Genomic DNA, 18,126 nt, shown 5'->3' on the forward strand with positions numbered 1-18,126 from the left:
CCGCACCGGGTCCGGCCCGACCACCCCGTGGACGCGGTTCCGCCTGCGGCGCCCGGTACCCGCGCGGGACCCGGCGCCCGTCCGGTGGGCCGAGGGGCCTCAGCGGAGCTCGTCGGGGCCGCCCTCGTCACCCGGGGCTCGGTGTCTGCCGCCCGGCCGGTCGTCCCAGCCGCCGCGGTCGTCCCTGTCGTCCCACCGGCCCTGATCGTCCCCCCGGTCCGCGGAGTCGCGCTCACCCCAGCGGTCCAGGTCGTCGTCGTGGGAGGCGCGGTCGGCCCGGTCGGCGCGGTCCTCCAGGAGGTCGCCGGGGCGGGTTCCGCGGTCGTACGGCTCCTCGGGTTCCTCGGGCTCGCCGAGACCGGCGAAGGCGGGCGAGTCCTCCGGGGGCAGGAAGGCCTCGGCCGCGCCCCGGAGACGGAACCCGGCCACGGCCATGACCGCGCCGAAGATGACCGCGTACATCGCGATCACGAACATGATGGCCTGCGCGCCCTCCAGCGGCCAGAACCACAGCAGGAGCCCGAAGACGACCGAGAGCGCCCCGACGAAGACCAGCAGCCACTCGGAGCTGATGTGCGCCCGCAGGCGGATGGCGGTGACGATCTCGGCCACACCCGTGACCACGGCCCAGACGCCGACGACGAACACGAGCGCGACGATCGCCGCGACCGGCCAGAAGAGGGCGATCACCCCCAGGACGGCGCTGAGGACCGCCTGGACGACCAGCGGCAGCCGGGCGCCGACCGACGAGCGGTAGGCCGCGTACCCGAGGGCCGCGGCGTCGACCAGCGCGTAGACGCCGAAGACGATCGCCAGGACCACCAGCGTCTTGCCCGGCCAGACCAGCGCGACCAGACCGAAGAGGACCGCGGCGACCCCCCGTAGGACCACCAGCCACCAGTTCCGGCTCAGCTCACCGAGCAGGTCACCGGCCCACGCGTACCTGACCATCGTCGCCCCCTCCCGCACACGGCCCCGTCCGGTAACCGCACCCTGCCCCTTCCCCCGATGTCGCACACGGACGACAGCGATCCGCAAAATGCGGGAAAAGGCAGCCCGTAGCGGTCATACCCGGGCGTGCGGAGGGCCGAACAGCGCGGACACGGCTGTGGAGAACGCACGGGAGCGCCCGCCCCGTCTGACGCGGGCGGGCGCTCCTGTGTGCTCCGGGGGTGTGCCTGCTTACCCCTGGCCGGGGAGCCGGCGCTCGGCGGAGCCGACGTAGTGCTGGCGCGGGCGCGCGATCCGGAAGGCCGGGTCGCGCAGCTGCTCGCGGTAGTGGGCGATCCAGCCGGGCAGGCGGCCGATGGCGAACAACACGGTGAACATGTTGGTCGGGAAGCCCATGGTGCGGTAGATGACGCCGGTGTAGAAGTCGACGTTCGGGTAGAGCTTGCGCTCGGTGAAGTAGGAGTCGGCGAGCGCGGCGGCCTCGAGCTTGAGGGCGAGCGCGAACAGCTCGTCCGGGTTCTCGTCGCGGTCGAGGATCTGGCTGGCCAGAACCTTGATCTCCTTGCTGCGCGGGTCGAAGTTCTTGTAGACCCGGTGCCCGAAGCCCATGAGGCGCATCTCGCGGGCCTTGACCTTCTCCAGGAAGTCCTCGATGGAGATGCCCGAGTCGCGGATCTCCTCCAGCATCTCCAGGACGGCCTGGTTGGCGCCGCCGTGGGACGGGCCGGAGAGGGCGTTGATGCCCGAGGCCACGCTGGCGTAGATGTCGGCCTTCGAGGAGCCGACGACGCGTACGGTGGCGGTGGAGCAGTTGAGCTCGTGGTCGGCGTGCAGCACCAGCAGCATACCGACGGCCTGGTTGAACAGGTCGCCCAGCTCGCTGTCGGCGTGGACGTCGCCGAAGGTCATCCGGATGAAGTTGTCGACGTAGTCGAGCGAGCTGTCCGGGCCGATCGGCTTCTCGCCGATCGAGTTGCGGTAGATGCGGGCCGCGATCGTCGGCAGCTTGGCCAACAGCCGGATCGTGGCGAGCTCCACCTGGTCCTCGTCGCCGGGGTCGACGCTGTCGTCGTAGTAGGCGGCGAGGGTGTTCACGGCGCTGGCCATGAGGGACATGGGGTGGCCGTTGCGGGGCATCGCGTCGATGAGCGCGCCCATGTCGGCCGGGATGTCGGCGTTGTCGCGCAGCTTGTCGGCGAACTCCTTGAGCTGGTCCGCGTCGGGCAGCTCGCCGTAGATCACCAGGTAGGCGACCTCGATGAAGGTCGCGCCCACGGCGAGGTCCTCGATCGGGTACCCGCGATAGCGCAGGATCCCGGCGGCCCCGTCGATGTAGGTGATCTCCGAGCTACACGAAGCGGTGTTGCCGAACCCCGGGTCCAGGGTCGTCATCCCCGTCGACCCCAGCAGGGTCTTCAGCTCGATGGTGCGCTCACCCTCGGTACCGGTGAACACCGGCAGCTTCAGCACGCCGCCCTCGTAGTGGAGCTCCACCGTGCGCTCTTTGTCGTCTTCGCTCATGCCCGAGGTCAACCTTTCCAGGCGGGGGATACGTGAGGTGCGTCATACGCGGGGCGGTCCGCCGCCACGTTCCTGCTTCACTCGTTATTGTTCTGTTTTGTTAAACGACAGTTAAGCAAAAGCATATAAGTTTCACCGATTCACGAACAGGTGACATGCAACACATACCCACACGTGCACTGAATTACCGCCAGGTGAAGATTTACAAACTTTGCCAGCCGTCGATTACTTCGTGATCGCCCTGAGACGTCGCAGACGGAACCGGGAGGTCCTCCCGGCGCCCCGCTGCCTCCTTGTACCGGTCCCCTGGGCGGTCCGACATCCGCCCGAACCCTCCCCCTTCGGCCTGTCCTTCACAGAAGTGGACAGAGCCGGACGAAGCTCGGTGCGGCCGGGTGTCCGAACACGCCCTAGTGGCCTTCCCTCAGGGTACCTTCGCGCTGTTCACGGGGCCTGAGGCGGGGTGCCCGCGCGCTGGTGATCTTGGCCTCTGCCTGGGCCCCGGGGATCACGGCGACCCCGCCGACCGCGGCGAAGCGGGCCCGTCGTGGCAACGGACTGTGCGTGCGCCACGGGAGTTCACACCCGGCGGGCGCACAGCTCCTCCGCACCGCCGGGACGCCCTCCGGGAGGCGTTCCGCGAAGCGCCCAATTTCCCCGGGATCCGGACCCCGGTAACGACAGCGGGTAACCGATATTCACCCGGGGTAAACGGCCCGGGCGTGCTTTGCCGTAAAGGGCGGCGGCCCGGACCGAAGGAACCGGTCCGGGCCGCGGCGCGGCCGGGGGGCCTCGCCGCCCGGGGCCTCACTCGGCCTCGTCGACGCCTCCGGCCAGCAACGGCTCCATGAACAGCGTCGGGTGGTCGCGCTCGATCACCCTCAGACGCCACTTGTTGTGCACCAGCACCAGAAGCTCGCCGTCGCCCCGTCGCCGCAGCACCTCCGCGCCCGACAGGGCGTGCAGGGCGGGAGCCGACTCGGCGTCGGTGCGCCGCGCCACGGAGTAGTCCAGCGGCGAGGCCTCGATCGGGGCCCGGAACTCGTGCTCCATGCGGTGCTTGACCACGTCGAACTGGAGGGGGCCCACCGCCGCGAGCACCGGCGCCTGCTCACCGCGCACGTCCGAGGACAGCACCTGCACCACGCCCTCGGCGTCCATCTGGGCGATGCCGCGCTGGAACTGCTTGTACTTGCTCGCGTCCTTGGCCCGCGCCACCACGAAGTGCTCGGGGGCGAAGCTCGGGATCGGCGGGTAGGACACCTTGGGGCCGTCGTAGAGGGTGTCGCCCACGGCCAGCGCCTGGGCGTTGACCAGCGCGATCACGTCTCCGGGGTAGGCCGTCTCGATGGTGGTGCGGTCGGATCCGAACACCGCCTGGGTGTACTTGGTGGCGAACGGACGCCCCGTGGGCGCGTGGGTGAGCACCATGCCGCGGTCGAAGCGGCCCGAGCTGATGCGCACGAAGGCCATCCGGTCCCGGTGGTTCTTGTCCATGTTGGCCTGCATCTTGAACACCTGGCCCGAGAACGGGTCGGCCACGGCGCGCGGGCGCTCGCGGTCGTCCTCCTTGGGCCCGGGGGCCGGGGCCAGGCCCACCACGGCCTCCAGCAGCTGACCGACCCCGAAGTTGGGCAGCGCGGCGCCGAAGAGCACCGGGGAGGACTCCCCCGCCAGGAAGGACTCGGCGTCGAAGTCGGCGCCCAGCGCCTCCAGCAGCTCGATCTCCTCCTGGGCCTGGACCCAGGCGTCGGCCTCCACCTCGGCGGCGCGCTCGGGCTCCAGCACCTCCTCGATGGCCTTGTGGGCCCCTCCCGGGGTGCGCGACATCTTGGTGTAGACGCCCTCACGGCGGTCGATGAGGCCGCGGAAGTCCCCGGCGATGCCCACCGGCCAGTTCATCGGGGTGGGGCGCAGCCCGATGCGCTGCTCGATCTCGTCCAGCAGCTCCAGGGGCTCGCGGCCGGGGCGGTCCCACTTGTTGACGAAGGTGATGACCGGCATCTTCCGGGCCCGGCACACGTCGAAGAGCTTGAGCGTCTGCGGCTCCAGGCCCTTGGCCGAGTCCAGCAGCATGATCGCGCAGTCCACCGCGGACAGCACCCGGTAGGTGTCCTCGGAGAAGTCGGCGTGGCCGGGGGTGTCCACCAGGTTGAGCACCCGGTCGTCGTAGTCGATGCGCAGCGCGGCGGAGGTGATGGAGATGCCGCGGTCCTGCTCCATCTCCATCCAGTCCGAGGTCACGCCCTTGCGGTCGCCCTTGCCGTGCACGGCGCCCGCCGAGGAGATCGCGGCGGCGTGCAGCGCCAGGGCCTCGGTCAGGGTGGACTTTCCGGCGTCGGGGTGGGAGATCACCGCGAACGTCCGCCGCCGGGAGGCCTCGCGTACGACCTCAGACTCCTGCTTGGTGGCGCCCGCCGTGTCCACGCTCATTTCCGCTGTCCGATCCGCCTCGTGTGACTACCCGTTTCCCGGCCCACCAGCCTACGCTCGTCGGAGCGCCGCCCCGACCGCGCGGGCCCGGCCCCTCGGACTCCCTACGCCTTCGCGGGTCCCTCGGCCCCTTCCACCCTCTCCGGTCCCTCGGTCCCCTCGGACTCCCGGACGGCCTCGGCGACACGGCGGAGCAGCTCCTCGCGGCCGGTGCCACCGGGGTAGACCGCCACGAGCACCCGGTCGCGCCGAGGCTCCGGCGCGGTGCGCAGCATCGGCTCGGCGGCCCGGCGGACGAACTCCATGGCCTCGTCGAAGCGCGCCCACACCTCTCGGACGTCCTGTTCCGGGCCGCGCAGCCACCCGCGCAGGACGTGGTTGTGCGCCGCGATGAGCGACGCCGCCACCACCCCGGCGGCCAGCGAGCGGTCAGCGCCTCCCCCGCGCCGCGCCAGGTAGCGGCTGAAGGCGGCCTGGTAGCGGGCGGTCATCGCCACCTCCCGGTCGCGCAGGCGGGCGTGGGCGCGGACCAGGCGGTAGCGGGGCACGGTGATCTCCGGATCGCCCAGGTACCCCTGGAGCACCAGCCGGGTGGCGGAGAGGACCGACGTCAGCGGGTCGTCCGGGGAGGCCTCCAGGAAGCCCTCGACCGTGGCGAACAACTCGTCGTGCTCGGCGAAGAGGATGTCCTCCTTCGAGCCGAAGCGGCGGAACAGGCTGCGTCGGCTCACGCCCGTGGCCGCGGCGATCTGGTCCATCGTCGTGGCCTCGAAGCCGTCCCCGGTGAACAGCCGCACCGCGGCCAGCACCACAGCGCGGGTGTCCCCGCGCGCCTGACCACCCCGGCCTCCCGAGTTCTCCATGGGCCCCACCCCCTTCGTCCGGTGTCTGGGAGGGCTGTGCGCCCCCATCTGTGTACTTCATCCCTTCCACCCCCTATCCTGGCACTGGATGCCAACGAATGGCACGCGGTGCCATCTCCCGGGACCGCCGCCAGGGGAGGAATGCAGATGAGCGACTTCGACCTGTTCAGGACCACCGAGGAGCACGAGGAGCTGCGCGAGGCCGTACGCTCCGTCGCCGAGGACAAGATCGCCCCGCACGCGGCGGAGGTGGACGAGAGGAGCGCCTTCCCCCAGGACGCCCTCGACGCGCTGGTGGCCACGGACTTCCACGCCCCGCACATCGCCGAGGAGTACGACGGTGTGGGCGCCGACGCCCTGGCCACCTGCATCGTCATCGAGGAGGTCGCCCGCGTGTGCGCCTCCTCCTCCCTGATCCCCGCCGTCAACAAGCTCGGCACCATGCCGCTGATCCTGGGCGCCTCCGAGGAGGTCAAGCGGCGCTACCTGCCCGAGGTGGCCAGCGGCGAGGCGATGTTCTCCTACGGCCTGTCCGAGCGCGAGGCCGGTTCCGACACCGCGAGCATGCGCACCCAGGCCGTCGCCGACGGCGACGGCTGGATCCTCAACGGCCAGAAGTCCTGGATCACCAACGCCGGGGTCAGCAAGTACTACACGGTGCTGGCGGTGACCGACCCCGAGGGCGCGCGCGGCCGCAACGTCTCCGCCTTCGTGCTGCACGCCGACGACGAGGGCTTCACGCTGGGCGAGCCCGAGCGCAAGCTCGGCATCAAGGGCTCCCCCACCCGCGAGCTGTTCTTCGACAACGTGCGCGTCCCCGGCGACCGCATCGTCGGCGCCCCGGGCGAGGGCCTCAAGATCGCGCTGCGCACCCTGGACCACACCCGCGTCACCATCGGCGCGCAGGCCGTCGGCATCGCGCAGGGCGCGCTGGACCAGGCGGTGGCCTACGTCAAGGAGCGCAAGCAGTTCGGCAGGCACATCGCCGACTTCCAGGGCGTGCAGTTCATGCTCGCCGACATGGCGATGAAGCTGGAGACCGCGCGGCAGATGGTCTACGTGGCCGCCGCCAAGTCCGAGCGCGGCGACGACGACCTGCCGTTCTACGGCGCCGCCGCCAAGTGCTTCGCCTCCGACGCCGCCATGGAGATCACCACCGACGCCGTGCAGCTCCTGGGCGGCGCGGGCTACGTGAAGGACTTCCCCCTGGAACGCATGATGCGCGACGCCAAGATCACCCAGATCTACGAGGGCACCAACCAGATCCAGCGCATGGTGATGGCCCGCCAGCTGCTCAAGTAGAGGCCCGGGAACACGGGAAGACCCTGCTCACGGCCGGTCTCCGCGGAGACGCGGGCCGTGGGGCGGGGTCTTTCCGTGCGGTGCGCCGTGCCCTCGCGCGAGCCCGCCGGAAGCGGGCTGTTCCGGCCGTGCTCCGCCGGGAGCGCGCGGGCCCCGTCCCACCGCGCGCCGGTCGCCCGGCGCGCGGCCGGGGCCGCGTGGGGGCCCGGCTCTCAGGAGCGGGAGGTCAGAGCGTGGCCTCGCGGACGAAGCGGCCCAGCGGGATGGGGTCGCGGCCGAGCGCCGCGCGCACGTCCTCGGTGACCTCGGCCGCCCTGCCCCGGACCGCGGCGGCGAAGCGCTCGTTGAGGGTGTCGATGAAGCGGTCGTTCCACCCCCGGTCCGCGGCGCGGAAGTAGAAGCCCGCCTCGTCGACGGCCTTGAACCGCCACACCGGGCTCTCGGTGCCCCGGGTCTGCTTGACCACCTCGCGGAAGGTGAGCGGCTGCGGTCCCGTGAGCGTGTACTCCCTGCCGCTGTGGTCGTCCAGCAGGGCCGCGACGGCGGCGTCGGCCACGTCGCGGGCGTCCACGAAGCTGACCTCGGTCCTCTTCTTGACCGGCAGTTCGAGGCGGCCGTTGCGCGAGCGCGCCAGACCGGCGAACATCCCCTCGGTGAAGTCCTGGAAGAGCCAGTTGGACCGCAGCACGGTCCACCGGCCGAACAGGTCCCTGGCCCGCAGCTCGGCGACGCGCTGGTCGGAGTCCGACGGCGCGTACTCGCTGCCCATGGCGGTCAGGACCACGGCGTTGACGGCCCCGGCCGCGGCGGCCCTCTCCAGGAACCCGGCGACCCGGTCGCCCAGCGCGCTCCCGACCGGTGTCACCACGAGGACGTTCTTGACGCCGTCGAGGATCTCGTCCCAGTTGGAGGTGTCGGTCCAGTCCAGACGGGTCTTCGAGGTGCGGGACGCGCCCGTCGCGGGCAGGCCGCGACTCCTCAGCTGGGTGAGGACGCGGCGGCCCACCATTCCGGTGGCTCCGGTGACCAGAGTGCTCATCGTCTACAAGGTACCGACGCGCGGACCGGACGCGAACCGTCCTCGCCGCGTCGGGCCCGGCGCGGACCCGCGCGGACCGGTCCCGTCCTCAGGCCCGGCTCCGCGGCCGCCGCGCCTCCATCCCCAGGGCCAGGACGGCGCCGACGGCGGCCACGGCCAGGTTGGCGAGCACCTCGTGGCCCTCGAAGGCCGCCACGCGGGGCACGACGAAGCGGTTGAACGAGTTGAGGACCACACCCAGGAACGGCTGGTACCAGAGGTGGTCGACGGCGCCGCTGACACCGACGAGGACGAGCAGGACGCCGACGCCCTGGATGACCTTGCGCATACCCCCGACGCTAGAGCCAGGGCGCGCGCGGCGCATCGGCCGACCGTCCAGCCCCGACCGGGCGCGCGTCGGCCGAACGGCCGAGGGCGCTCGTCCCGCGCCCCGCCCGCTCCCGCCCTCCGGGAACGGTCCCGAACGTAGACTGCACGGCGATGAACGCTATGGCCGGGCGGTGCGGCGCGCGCGACTGGATCGTGGACTCCTCCATCTTCCTGATCGCCCTCCTCTCCGTACTGATGAACGCCGCCGAGTTCCCCCACCTGCCCGTCCGGGAACCGGTCCTGCCCGTGTGGCTCAAGGCCGCCGACGCGGCCCTCTCCCTGCTGGCCTGCCTGGCGCTGTGGTGGCGGCGGCGCTGGCCGGTCCAGATCGCCGTCGTGCTCGTCCTGTACTCCGCCGTCTCCGGTCTGGCCTCGGGCGCGATGCTCATCGCCCTGTTCTCCCTGGCCGTGCGCCGTCCGCCCCGCACCAGCCTGGCGGTGTACGGGCTGAGCGTGGGCGCCTCGCTCGTGCACGCCGCGCTGTGGCCCGACCCGCACGCCCCGTTCCTGGTGATCCTCCTGCTGGGGGCCGCCCTCCAGGGCGCCGTGACCGGCTGGGGGCTCACCGTCCAGCACCGGCGCGAGCTGGTGGAGTCGCTGCGCGACCGGGCCCTGCACGCCGAGACGGAGGCGCAGCTGCGCGCCGAGCACGCCCAGCACCAGGTCCGCGAGGCCATGGCCCGCGAGATCCACGACGTGCTCGGGCACCGGCTGTCGCTGCTGAGCGTGCACGCGGGCGCCCTGGAGTACCGGCCCGACGCCCCCGCCGAGGAGGTGGCCCGGTCGGCGAAGGTGATCCGCGAGAGCGCCCACCAGGCCCTCCAGGACCTGCGGGAGGTGATCGGCGTGCTGCGCGCGCCCGTCGGGGAGCTGCCGCAGCCGACCATGGCCGACCTGCGGCAGCTGGTGGAGGAGGCCGACGAGGCCGGGACCCGGGTGGAGTTCGTGCAGGAGTGCGCCGGGACGGTCCCCGAGCGCACCGGGCGCACCGCCTACCGGATCGTCCAGGAGGGGCTGACGAACGTGCGCAAGCACGCCCCGGGCGCCACCACGCGCGTACTGGTCCGGGGAGCCCCGGGCGACGGCCTGCTGGTGGAGGTGGGCAACGACCCCTCCCCCGGCGCCCCTCCCGCGGCGTCGGGCGGGGACGGCGACGGCCAGGGCCTGGTCGGGCTCGCCGAGCGGGTGTCCCTGGCCTCGGGGCGGCTGGAGCACGGCCCGGACGGTCGGGGTGGCTGGCGGCTGGCGGCATGGCTACCGTGGCCGACATGAGCGAGACGGAGCGGGAGATCGGGGTCGTGCTCGTCGATGACGACGCGCTGGTCCGGGTCGGCCTGGTGATGATGATGGGCGGCGCGCCCGACATCCGGGTGCTGGCCGAGGCCGAGGACGGGAGCGCGGTGGTCGACCTGGTGGCGCGCCACTCCCCCGACGTGGTCCTGATGGACATCCGGATGCCGACGGTGGACGGGCTGACCGCCACCGAGCGGCTGCGGGCCCTGGAGGACCCGCCGGAGGTGCTGGTGCTGACCACCTTCGACGCCGACGAGCACGTGCTGCGCGCGCTGCGGGCCGGCGCGGCCGGGTTCCTGCTCAAGGACACCCCTCCGGCGGAGATCGTGGAGTCGGTGCGCCAGGTGTCCCGGGGCATGTCGGTGCTCTCCCCGGCGGTGACGCGGCGGCTGGTCGAACGGGTGGGCGCCAACGACCGCGGCGAGCGGGCCCTGCGTGCGCGCGAGCGGCTCTCGGCGCTCAACGGCCGGGAGTTGGAGGTGGCCGTGGCGGTCGGCGAGGGCCGGTCCAACGCCGACATCGCCTCGGCCCTGTTCCTGAGCGTGCCGACGGTCAAGACGCACGTGTCGAGCATCCTCACCAAGCTCGGGCTCAACAACCGCGTCCAGGTGGCGCTGCTCGTGCACGACGCCCAGCTCCTGGACGGGAGGGGCTGACCCGCCTTCCGCCGCCTCCGCGGCCGTCCAGCGCCGCCTCACGGCCCCTTCCCGCCCCTCCGCGGCCGTCCCGAGCCATGCCCGGGCCCGTCCTGGGTAGCCGGGGGGTGAAGGGACACCGACACGGAAGGGGGCTGCGGCCGAGGTGAGTGACCGCGACGACTACGCAGAGGTGCTCGACGCCGTCATGGAGAGGGTGCGGTCGCACATCGGCGAGGGCCGGGTCGCCGACTACATCCCCGAACTGGCCAACGTGGACCCGGACGAGTTCGGGTTCGCCGTGGCCACGGTGGACGGCGACCTGTACAGCGTCGGCGACCACTCCCGCACGCGCTTCTCCATGCAGAGCATCACCAAGGTGTTCACCCTGGCGCTGGTGATGAGCAGGTCCGGGGACAGCGTGTGGAAGCGGGTCCACCGGGAGCCCTCGGGCAACTCCTTCAACTCCCTGTACCAGCTGGAGTTCGAGAGCGGTGTGCCCCGCAACCCGATGATCAACCCGGGCGCGCTCATCGTCACCGACCAGCTGCTGTCCGACACCGGGGACGCCGTCGGCGCCCTGGGGGAGCTGCTGTGCGCGGAGACGGGCGACCCCGACCTGCACACGGACAACCTGGTGGCGCGCTCGGAGGACGAGCACGGCGACCGCAACCGGTCGCTGGCCTACCTCATGTCGAGCTTCGGCAACATGCGCAACCCGGTGCCGGAGGTTCTGGACCACTACTTCCGGCAGTGCGCGATCACCGTCAGCTGTGAGGAGCTGGCCCGGGTGGGGCTGCTGCTGGCGCGCCACGGCAGGCGGGCGGACGGCTCCCAGCTGCTCAGCCGCTCCGACGCGCGCCGCGTCATGGCGGTGATGCTCACCTGCGGCACCTACGACGCCGCGGGTGAGTTCGCCTACCGTGTCGGCCTGCCCTGCAAGAGCGGGGTGGGCGGCGGCATCCTCGCGATCGTGCCGGGGCGCTGCTCCGTGGCGGCGTGGGGACCCGGCCTGGACGCCAAGGGCAACTCGGTGACGGCGGCGCTGGCCCTGGAGGCCTTCACCGACATCACCAACTGCTCCGTGTTCTGAGCGCTCCGACCGCTCAGTCGTCCCGGTCGGCCGGTTCGAAGCTGCGGGACATGTGGTCCAGCAGCGCCCGGTTCTGCTCGGGGTCGTCGTTGTCGGCGACCAGGAACAGGGCGTAGCCGATGTCCTCGGTGTGGAAGCCGCGGTTGACGGCGTGCATGTCGCCGTTGCCGAAGGTGAACTCCCAGTCGGCGGCGCTGACGTAGTCCTCCGCCCAGTCGGCCTCCACGTCCTCGATGCCGATCAACTCGTAGCCGCTGAAGTTGTTGCTGCCGACGGGCTCGAACTCGCGCCAGTCGTCCCCGGCGTCGGGGTTGGGGTCGTCGGTCTGGTCCACCAGCAGGTAGCCGCCGTCGGGGTTGCGGAAGTAGACCATGTGGCCCTCGCGCTCGACGTTCCAGCCCTCGGGGACGTCCACGGAGAAGCCGCTGGGGTCCTCGTGGCGGGTGAGGGGCCCCCAGACCTCCTCCACGCCGCCCTCGTCCCGCTCTTCCTCCGACTCCTCGTCCGAGGGCTGCGCGGACTCCCGCGGCGTCTCCTCGGCAGCGGACGCGCTCTCCTCGGCGGGGGGCTCCGACGCCTCCTCGCCGGGGTCGGCGGCGGCCTCCTGGCCCGAGCCGTCGACCAGCCCGGTGTCGGCCCCGCCCGAGCGGTTCATGCTCACCAGGAGGCTGGTGGTGGCGCCCGCGACGAGGAGCACGAACACGGCGGCGGCGACCAGCAGCGTCCGCCGGACGGAACCGGGGCGCCCCTCACGGCGGGGGGCGGCCGGGCCGGGGGCCAGCGGTTCGGCGCGGACGGCCGCCTCCGCGACCTCCTCCGGCTCCGGCGCGGGCACGGTGGCGACCATCGTGGGGGCGACCGTCTCGGGGGTGTCGTCCGCGTCCCGGATCTCGCGCAGCAGGGCGCGCACCTCGCCGACCGACGGCCGGTCCTCCGGGCGCTTCTCGCACAGGGCCTCCAGGACCGGGCGCAGCGGACCGGCGTTGACCGGCTCGGGCAGGTCCTGGGTGACGATGGCGGTCAGCGTCGCCATCGGGGTCGGCCGCTCGAAGGGCAGGGTGCCCTCGACCGCCTGGTAGAGGGTGACGCCCAGGGCCCACATGTCCGAGGCCGGGGTGGCCGAGTGCCCGTGCGCGACCTCCGGGGCCAGGTAGCTCGGCGAGCCGATCAGCAGCCCGGTGCTGGTCAGGTGGGTGGCGCCGTCCAGGTGGGCGATGCCGAAGTCGGTCAGGACCGCGCGGTCGTTGCCCGCGATGAGCACGTTGCCCGGCTTGATGTCGCGGTGCACGATGCCGCGGGCGTGCGCCTCGGCCAGCCCCGCCGCCATCTGCTCGCCGATCCCGGCGGCCCGCCGGACCGGCAGCGCGCCCTCGTCGCGGACGAGGTCGCCCAGGGAGGGGCCGCGGACCAGCTCCATGACGATCCACGGACGGCCGTCCTCCTCGGCCACGTCGAACACCGTGATGATGGCGGGGTGGCTGAGCTGCGCCGCGCTGCGCGCCTCGCGCAGCATGCGGGTGCGCAGCACCTCGACCTCGTGCGGGGGCAGGTTCGGCGGTGTGGTCAGCTCCTTGACGGCGACCGGCCGGTCCAGGAGGGTGTCGGTGCCCTGCCAGACCCGCCCCATGCCTCCGGAGCCGATGACCTCGTCCAGACGGTACCGGTTGACCAGGAGGCGACGGGGGTCGGCTTCGGAACTGTTCATGAAGGCGCTGTTCCTCTGTGCGGAGGGGCGGTGCGGGGAGTACGGGGCGCGGCTGAGGAGGGGCCCCTGGGCGTTAGCGAGTCTAGGATCCCCCGGCCACTGTTGGCGCTCCCCGCCACGGTGTCATGTGTCTTCCCCGGGTGCGGGGCGTTCGGGCGCACGCCCCTGACATGGGCGGATTCCGCCGGGGGCTCCGCGCCGCGCCGGAGCGGCGGGACGGGGATCACCGGGCGTGTCCGTCCGACCCGCGCCGCACGGACGCGTGCGGGGGGCGGCGTCGGCCCTCGCCGCCCCCGGGTCGTCGGGCGACACGGGCGTGCGGGGGCCGCCTCAGGACCCGCGCAGCAGCCGCGCCAGGAGGTTCGGCAGGGACGACCGGCCGCCGGGGGCCCGATGACCGGGCCCGGGCGCGTCGGCCGGGAGCGCCGCCGCCCCGGGCCCGCGGGGCGGGGGCTCCTGCGGGGGGAACTCCACGGGGAGCCGGACGGGGGACCAGGACAGGGCCGACAGCCGCCAGCGCAGCTGGTCGGGCGGGACGGCCAGGCGCAGTCCGGGCAGGCGGGTGAGCAGGACGCGCACCGCGACGCCGGCGACGGTGGTCGCCTCCTCGATGGCGGGGCACCGGTGCGGCCCCGCGCCCCAGGCCACGTGCGCCCGGTTGGCGGTCTCCTCCATCCGCTCGGCGTTCTCCCGGGCGAAGAAGTGGTTCGCCGCGGCGAAGGCCATCAGCACGGGGGACCCGGCCCCGATCACCCGGCCGTCGTCCAGGGGCACGTCCACACGCGGGTAGAGGACGGGGAAGTTGGTGATCGGCGGGTCCCGCCACAGCACGCGGTCGAGGGTCTCGGCCAGGGAGGCGTCGGAGGGCGGGGGCGCGCCGGGCCCGGAGGGTCCGGTCAGGCAGGCGCGCAGGACCGCGTCGATCAGGTGCGCGGTCGGCTCGTTGGCGGCGGCGACCAGCAGGAGCTGCATGACCGCCTCCTCGTCGCTGAGGGCGGCGCGGTGCCGGATCATCCGCGTGGTGAGGTCGTCGGCGGGTTCGCGGCGCCTGGCCGCCACCGCCTCCGACAGCACCCGCTCGGCCTCCGCCCCGGACCTCTGCGCGTCCACGCCGAGCCACAGGTCGCGCACGGCGGCGGCCAAGCGCGTGCCCTGCTCCTCGTCGAGGCCGAGGAGGTCGTTCATGACCAGCGGCGGCAGCACGCGCGCGTACTCGCCGAGGAGTTCGGCCCGCCCCCGCGCGCGGAACTGGTCGATGAGCCGGTCGGCGTAGCGGCTGGTGGTCCGGCGCAGGCGTTCGGCGCCGACGCCGCCGAGGACGTCGGTGAGGACCCCGCGGTAGCGCTCGTGCTCCGCGCCGTCCACGTACAGGGCGCTGGCGCGGGGGGCCAGCATCGGTGTCAGCGCGGAGCCCGGGCCGACCCGCCCCTCGCTGAGGTCGCGCCACAACCTGGAGTCGTGGCTGAACGCGGTGGTGTCCCGGGACCAGGAGATGAGGGTGGCGTAGTCGGTGACCAGCCATCCGTGCACGCCGGGTTCGATCTCGACCGGGACCACGGGCCCGTGGTCGGCGCGCATCCCGGCGTACACGGAGTAGGGGTCGGGGTGCGGCTCGTTGCGGTGCAGCGCGGCTCGGGGACATCCAGAGGACACGGGTACCTCGGTTGGGGGGATCGGGTACGGGCTGGTCCGCGCCCCCCCACGCGGGAGGTCGGGGGCGGGGGGACTCGGCGGCCGGGGCGGGGACCGCGCGTGCGGGAGCGTACGGGCACGGCGTCGCGCGGGCACGCCCGGACCGTGCGGCCTCGCGCAACCCTAGCGGCCCGCCCCGGACGGGCGCGAGACCCGCCCCCGCGTCCTCCGCAGAGGCGGAGGGCCCCTCGGGACCGAGACGGCCCCCACGACCGGGGGGAGGGACGCGGATGCTCCCCGCGCCCCTCCCCCCTCCGTCCTCCGGTACGCCGGTCAGACGCGGATGCTCCCCGCGCCCCTCCCCCCTCCGTCCTCCGGTACGCCGGTCAGGAGTCGGCGGCCCCGTCCCGCGCCAGCGGGCGGAACCGGCGCAGCCGCTGGCTGTTGCTGACGACGAAGACGCTGGAGAAGGCCATGGCGGCTCCGGCGATCATGGGGTTGAGCAGCCCCGCCGCCGCCAGCGGGATCGCGGCGGCGTTGTAGGCGAAGGCCCAGAACAGGTTGCCCTTGATGGTGCTGAGGGTCCTGCGGGAGAGGCGGATGGCGTCGGCGGCGGCGCGCAGGTCGCCGCGCACCAGGGTCAGGTCGCTGGCCTCGATGGCCACGTCCGTCCCCGTGCCCATCGCCAGCCCCAGGTCCGCCTGGGCCAGGGCGGCGGCGTCGTTGACCCCGTCGCCGACCATCGCCACCGTGCGCCCCTCGCCCTGCAACCGCTGCACGACCTCGACCTTGTCGCGGGGCAAGACCTCGGCGACCACCTCGTCGATGCCGACCTGGTCAGCCACCGCACGGGCCACCGCACGGTTGTCCCCGGTGAGCAGGATCGGGGTGAGCCCCAGCTCGCGGAACCTGCGCACGGCCTCGGCGCTGGTGGGCTTGACCGTGTCGGCGACCACCAGCACGCCCCGGACGCGGCCCTCCCAGCCCACCGCCACGGCGGTGCGGCCCTCCGCCTCGGCGTCGGCGAGGGCGGCGGCCAGCCGCTCGGGCAGAACGGCGCCGTCCTCCTCCAGCAGCGCGACCCGGCCGACGGCCACGGCGCGGCCCCCGACGGTCCCCCGGACTCCCAGGCCCTCGGCGTTGGCGAAGTCCCCGGGGGACGGGAGCGCGCCCACGCGGTCGGCGGCCCCGGCGGCGACCGCCCGCGCGATGGGGTGCTCGGAGGCGTTCTCCAGCGCCCCGGCCAGGCGCAGGACCTCGTCCTCGTCCTCGCCCTCGGCGGTGAACACGCCGGTCAGGGTCATCCGGCCGGTGGTGACGGTGCCGGTCTTGTCCAGCACGACCGTGTCCACGCGCCGGGTGTCCTCCAGCACCTCGGGGCCCTTGATGAGGATGCCCAGCTGGGCGCCGCGCCCGGTGCCCACCATCAGGGCCATGGGCGTGGCCAGGCCCAGGGCGCACGGGCAGGCGATGATGAGCACCGCGACCGCGGCGGTGAAGGCGGTCGGGGCGGACGCCCCCAGCACGAGCCAGACGACGAGCGTGGCGAGCGCGACGAGGATGGCGATCGGGACGAAGACCCCGGAGACGCGGTCGGCCAGGCGCTGGACCTCGGCCTTGCCGTTCTGGGCCTCCTCCACCAGGCGCGCCATCTGGGCGAGCTGGGTGTCCGAGCCGACCCGGGTGGCGCGCACGACGAGGCGCCCGCCCGCGTTGACGGTCGCGCCGACCACGGAGTCGCCGGGGGCGACCTCCACCGGCACCGACTCACCGGTGAGCATGCTCATGTCCACGGCGGAGGTGCCCTCCTCCACCACGCCGTCGGTGGCCACCTTCTCCCCCGGCCGGACGAGGAAGCGGTCGCCGACGACGAGCCGGTCCACGGGCACCGACTCCTGTCGGGAGTCCGCGCCGCGCAGGACGGTGGCCTCCCTGACCCCGAGTTCGAGCAGGGCGCGCAGGGCGGCGCCCGCGCGCCTCTTGGAGCGGGCCTCGAAGTACTTGCCGAGGAGGATGAAGGTGGTGACCCCGGCGGCCACCTCCAGGTAGATGTTGCCCGACCCGTCGCCGCGGGCGACGGTGAACTCGAAGGGGTGGGTCATCCCCGGCATGCCCGCGGTCCCGAGGAACAGCGCGTACAGCGACCACAGGAACGCCGCCGACACCCCGAGGGAGACCAGCGTGTCCATGGTGGCGCTGCCCAGCCTGAGGTTCTTCCAGGCGGCGACGTGGAAGGGCAGCGCGCCCCAGACGACCACGGGCGCGGCCAGGGTCAGCGAGGCCCACTGCCAGTGGGTGAACTGCAGGGCGGGGATCATCGCCATCGCGATGACCGGTACCGACAGGACCGCGCTGACGATCACCCGGTCGCGCAGCGCGCGGGTGGGGTCGGCGGGTTCCGCGGCGTCCTCGGCCGTCTCGGGTTCGGCCCGGGGGACGGTGGCGGTGTAGCCCGCCTTCTCGACCTGGGCGACGAGGTCCTCCACCGGGGTGGGCGTGCCGTCGAAGGAGACGCGGGCCCTCTCGGTGGCGAAGTTGACGGTGGCGGTGACCCCGTCGAGCTTGTTGAGCCGTTTCTCGACCCGGTTGGCGCAGGCGGCACAGGTCATGCCGCCGATGTCCAGTTCGACCGGTGCGGTGTCGGCCCGGCCCGCCGCGGCTGCGCTGCTGCTCATAGCCCTTCCTCGGTCCTCCGTGACGTCCCCGTGCTCTCGTGGACGGTCCTGCGCTCCGGGGCCGGGCGGCCCCGGAGCCCGGTGCGGGCGGACGTCCCGCCCGCGCGCCGGAACTCCCCCGCGGGCCGGGGTCGGCGGTGCGCCGTTCCCGTCCGGACCGCGGGGTCCGGTGTGCGCGTCAGCCGCGCACCTCGTACCCGGCCTCGTCGATGGCGGCGCGGACCGACGCGTCGTCGACCGGGCCGTCGCTGGTGACGGTCACCTTCTTGCTGTCGAGGTCGACCTTGACGTCGGTGACCCCCGCGACCCCGCTGACCTCCTCGGTGACGGAGTTGACGCAGTGTCCGCAGCTCATGCCGTCAACGGTGTAAACAGCGGTGCTGGTGGCAGCCATTTCGCCTCCTGGGGCATGTGTGCTGTACCGGTCCTGCTGGGACCGGTCTCCGATGCACTCAACATACCCCTTGGGGGTATGGTGCTGTCAAATGTCCGCCGAGCGCGCCGCCCCCGGAAACGACGAAGGCCCCCGCACGCGACGTGCGGGGACCTCGGGCGGCGGCCACGGGGACCGGGGAGGCGTTCGGCGCCCCGGCGGGCGGTCCGGATACCCTCCCC

The 18,126-nt window shown here is 73.2% G+C and carries 14 protein-coding genes; 4 read left to right on the forward strand and 10 right to left on the reverse strand.

Annotated elements, in window-relative coordinates; translation table 11 throughout:
- Window positions 1-99: 99 nt before the first annotated feature.
- From NDAS_RS21775 to NDAS_RS21790, 4 genes are all read right to left on the reverse strand, one after another.
- Entirely contained in the window at window positions 100-951 is an 852-nt protein-coding gene (locus NDAS_RS21775) for an HdeD family acid-resistance protein (RefSeq protein ID WP_013155405.1), read from the reverse strand.
- Window positions 952-1,182: 231 nt separating this feature from the next.
- Window positions 1,183-2,472 (reverse strand): citrate synthase, encoded by a 1,290-nt coding sequence (locus NDAS_RS21780; RefSeq protein WP_013155406.1) that lies wholly within the window; start codon window positions 2,470-2,472, stop codon window positions 1,183-1,185.
- Window positions 2,473-3,279: 807 nt separating this feature from the next.
- The gene (locus NDAS_RS21785; RefSeq protein WP_013155407.1) at window positions 3,280-4,905 is read right to left on the reverse strand and encodes a peptide chain release factor 3; all 1,626 of its coding nucleotides are present in this window, start codon (window positions 4,903-4,905) and stop codon (window positions 3,280-3,282) included.
- Window positions 4,906-5,009: 104 nt separating this feature from the next.
- Window positions 5,010-5,768, reverse strand: coding sequence for a TetR/AcrR family transcriptional regulator (locus NDAS_RS21790; RefSeq protein ID WP_013155408.1), 759 nt, complete (start codon window positions 5,766-5,768; stop codon window positions 5,010-5,012).
- 147 nt (window positions 5,769-5,915) lie between these two features.
- On the opposite strand from NDAS_RS21790, the gene NDAS_RS21795 reads away from it, so the two are divergent.
- A complete protein-coding gene (locus NDAS_RS21795; protein WP_013155409.1) occupies window positions 5,916-7,070 on the forward strand; it encodes an acyl-CoA dehydrogenase family protein in 1,155 nt (384 codons plus the stop codon).
- A gap of 226 nt (window positions 7,071-7,296) precedes the next feature.
- On the opposite strand, the gene NDAS_RS21800 is transcribed toward NDAS_RS21795, so the two are convergent.
- Window positions 7,297-8,109: an NAD-dependent epimerase/dehydratase family protein gene (locus NDAS_RS21800; protein WP_013155410.1), complete on the reverse strand. Its 813-nt coding sequence runs from the start codon at window positions 8,107-8,109 to the stop codon at window positions 7,297-7,299.
- Between the two features lie 88 nt (window positions 8,110-8,197).
- Window positions 8,198-8,437, reverse strand: coding sequence for a hypothetical protein (locus NDAS_RS21805; protein ID WP_041552921.1), 240 nt, complete (start codon window positions 8,435-8,437; stop codon window positions 8,198-8,200).
- Window positions 8,438-8,598: 161 nt separating this feature from the next.
- Here NDAS_RS21805 and NDAS_RS21810 point away from each other — a divergent pair, with 161 nt between their 5' ends.
- From NDAS_RS21810 to NDAS_RS21820, 3 genes are all read left to right on the forward strand, one after another.
- The gene (locus NDAS_RS21810) at window positions 8,599-9,750 is read left to right on the forward strand and encodes a sensor histidine kinase (protein WP_041552923.1); all 1,152 of its coding nucleotides are present in this window, start codon (window positions 8,599-8,601) and stop codon (window positions 9,748-9,750) included.
- Complete coding sequence (locus tag NDAS_RS21815) at window positions 9,729-10,427, forward strand: response regulator transcription factor (protein ID WP_013155413.1); 699 nt, start codon at window positions 9,729-9,731, stop codon at window positions 10,425-10,427. The genes NDAS_RS21810 and NDAS_RS21815 overlap by 22 nt, the downstream gene beginning before the upstream one ends.
- 145 nt (window positions 10,428-10,572) lie before the next feature.
- The gene (locus NDAS_RS21820; RefSeq protein ID WP_013155414.1) at window positions 10,573-11,499 is read left to right on the forward strand and encodes a glutaminase; all 927 of its coding nucleotides are present in this window, start codon (window positions 10,573-10,575) and stop codon (window positions 11,497-11,499) included.
- A 13-nt stretch (window positions 11,500-11,512) separates the two neighbouring features.
- On the opposite strand, the gene NDAS_RS21825 is transcribed toward NDAS_RS21820, so the two are convergent.
- The 4 genes from NDAS_RS21825 to NDAS_RS21840 form a co-directional block, all read right to left on the reverse strand.
- On the reverse strand, window positions 11,513-13,204 hold the full coding sequence (locus tag NDAS_RS21825; protein ID WP_013155415.1) for a serine/threonine-protein kinase: 1,692 nt from the start codon (window positions 13,202-13,204) through the stop codon (window positions 11,513-11,515).
- Between the two features lie 330 nt (window positions 13,205-13,534).
- Window positions 13,535-14,794 carry a cytochrome P450 family protein gene (locus NDAS_RS21830; RefSeq protein ID WP_041552924.1) on the reverse strand — a complete coding sequence of 420 codons (1,260 nt, stop codon included), beginning with the start codon at window positions 14,792-14,794 and terminating at the stop codon, window positions 13,535-13,537.
- Between the two features lie 428 nt (window positions 14,795-15,222).
- On the reverse strand, window positions 15,223-17,511 hold the full coding sequence (locus NDAS_RS21835) for a heavy metal translocating P-type ATPase (RefSeq protein ID WP_013155417.1): 2,289 nt from the start codon (window positions 17,509-17,511) through the stop codon (window positions 15,223-15,225).
- A 178-nt stretch (window positions 17,512-17,689) separates the two neighbouring features.
- The gene (locus NDAS_RS21840; RefSeq protein ID WP_013155418.1) at window positions 17,690-17,905 is read right to left on the reverse strand and encodes a heavy-metal-associated domain-containing protein; all 216 of its coding nucleotides are present in this window, start codon (window positions 17,903-17,905) and stop codon (window positions 17,690-17,692) included.
- Window positions 17,906-18,126: the final 221 nt, after the last annotated feature.

Source organism: Nocardiopsis dassonvillei subsp. dassonvillei DSM 43111, assembly GCF_000092985.1.
GTDB lineage: Bacteria > Actinomycetota > Actinomycetes > Streptosporangiales > Streptosporangiaceae > Nocardiopsis > Nocardiopsis dassonvillei.